This is a genomic window from Kitasatospora sp. NPDC007106, assembly GCF_040634455.1.
Lineage (GTDB): Bacteria > Actinomycetota > Actinomycetes > Streptomycetales > Streptomycetaceae > Kitasatospora > Kitasatospora arboriphila.
Genome location: NZ_JBEYFP010001121.1, coordinates 1 through 1,655, shown reverse-complemented (window position 1 = coordinate 1,655; position 1,655 = coordinate 1). Strand labels below are relative to the sequence as shown.

The window sequence follows — 1,655 nt, the reverse complement described above, 5'->3', positions numbered from 1 at the left end:
GGGCCTCGGAGAGGAGCCCGAGGGCCTCGACCGTCGCGTCGTCCATGCCGTCCGGGCGGGCGTGGCGCCGGTCGGGCTGCTGCGGCTGCTGCGGCTGCTGGGCGTCGTCGCTCATGGTCGTCCCTCCGGCGGGCCGGCGGTGGTGCCTGCTCCCTCCAGCTTCCCCGTGCGGGGGGCGGCGTCAATCCGTCGTCAATCGGTCGTCAATCGGTGCCGGGCAGAGTGGTTCGGTCGGGGACGGCCGACCCGGTCGAGGGTGGCCGCTCCGGCCCGGGACAGGGGGACGCCATGCAGGACGGGGACAGGACGGGACGCGGCCACGCGGTCGTCGCGGGGGCGGGGATCGGCGGCCTGCTGGCCGCGCGGGTGCTGAGCGAGAGCTTCGCCCGGGTCACGGTCGTCGACCGGGACGCGCTGCCGGAGGGCGGTGGCCCGCGGCGCGGGGTGCCGCAGAGCCACCACGCCCACGGCATGCTGTCGAAGGGTTTCGAGGTCCTGCAGGACCTCTTCCCCGGGCTGCGGGAGGACCTGGTGGCGCGGGGTGCGCTCGTCCGGGACGTGCAGGCGGACGTGAACTGGTTCAACGACGGCCGGCGGTTGCTGCGGGCGCCGTCCGGGCTCCCCTGCCTGATGGTGAGCCGCCCCGAGCTGGAGCGTCACCTCCGCTCCAGGGTGGCGGCGCTGCCGGGCGTGGAGATCCAGCAGCGGACGGAGGTCCTGGAGCCGGTCGCCGACCCGGCGGGCGGCCGGGTCACCGGCGTACGGCTGCTGCGGGTGAACGCCGAGCCGGAGGTGCTGGCGGCGGACCTGGTGGTCGACGCCACCGGCCGCAGCAACCGCGGCGCCACCTGGCTGCGCACCCTCGGCTACGCGCCGGCGCCGGAGGAGCGGGTGGACTCCGGCCTGGTGTACGTCTCCCGGGAGTACCGGCGCAGCCCGGGCGACGCGGACGCGGACGCCTTCGTCGTCGGAGCCTCCGCGGACGCGCCGCGCGGCGGTGTGGCGCTCAGCGGCGAGGGCGACCGCTGGCTGGTCACGCTGTTCGGCATGAACGGCGACGTCCCGCCGGTGGACCCGGAGGGCTACCACCGCTTCGCGCAGCGCCTGCCCGTGCCCGACCTGCACCGGCTGCTGGAGCGCCTGGAGCCGCTCACCGACCCGCGGCTGATGCGCAGCCCGGTGTCGATCCGCCGCCGTTACGAGCGGCTGGAGCGTTTCCCCGAGGGGTACCTGGTGCTCGCCGACGCGCTCTGCCAGTTCAACCCGACCTACGGACAGGGCATGACGGTGGCGGCCTGCGAGGCGGCGGCGCTGCGGGAGTGCCTGGCGGAGGCGTCCGGGGAGCCGCTGGCCCGGCGGTTCTTCCGGCGGGCCGCCGCGATCACCGACGTGGCCTGGGACATGTCGGTCGGCGGCGACCTGCGGTTCCCGTTCGTGGACGGCCGCCGCTCGCCGCGGGTCCGGCTGCTGAACCGGTACGTCGCCCGGATCCACCGGGCCGCCGAGGCCGACGCCGGGGTGGGCCGGGCCTTCCTCGCCGTCGCCAACCTGGCGGAGCCGCCGCAGCGGCTGCTGGCGCCGGCGGTGCTGGCCCGGGTTGTCCGGCCCGCGCGGCCGGCACCGGCCGCCCGGCTGCGCAGCGTCCCGGCGGCCGA

General features: G+C 77.0%; 1 protein-coding gene. It reads left to right on the top strand.

All coding sequences use genetic code 11. From position 1 onward, the window contains the following. Positions 1 to 288 precede the first annotated feature (288 nt). Positions 289 to 1,655, top strand: a 1,367-nt coding sequence (locus ABZ641_RS36350) for an FAD-dependent monooxygenase (protein ID WP_359988780.1), incomplete at its 3' end; no start/stop codon positions are given.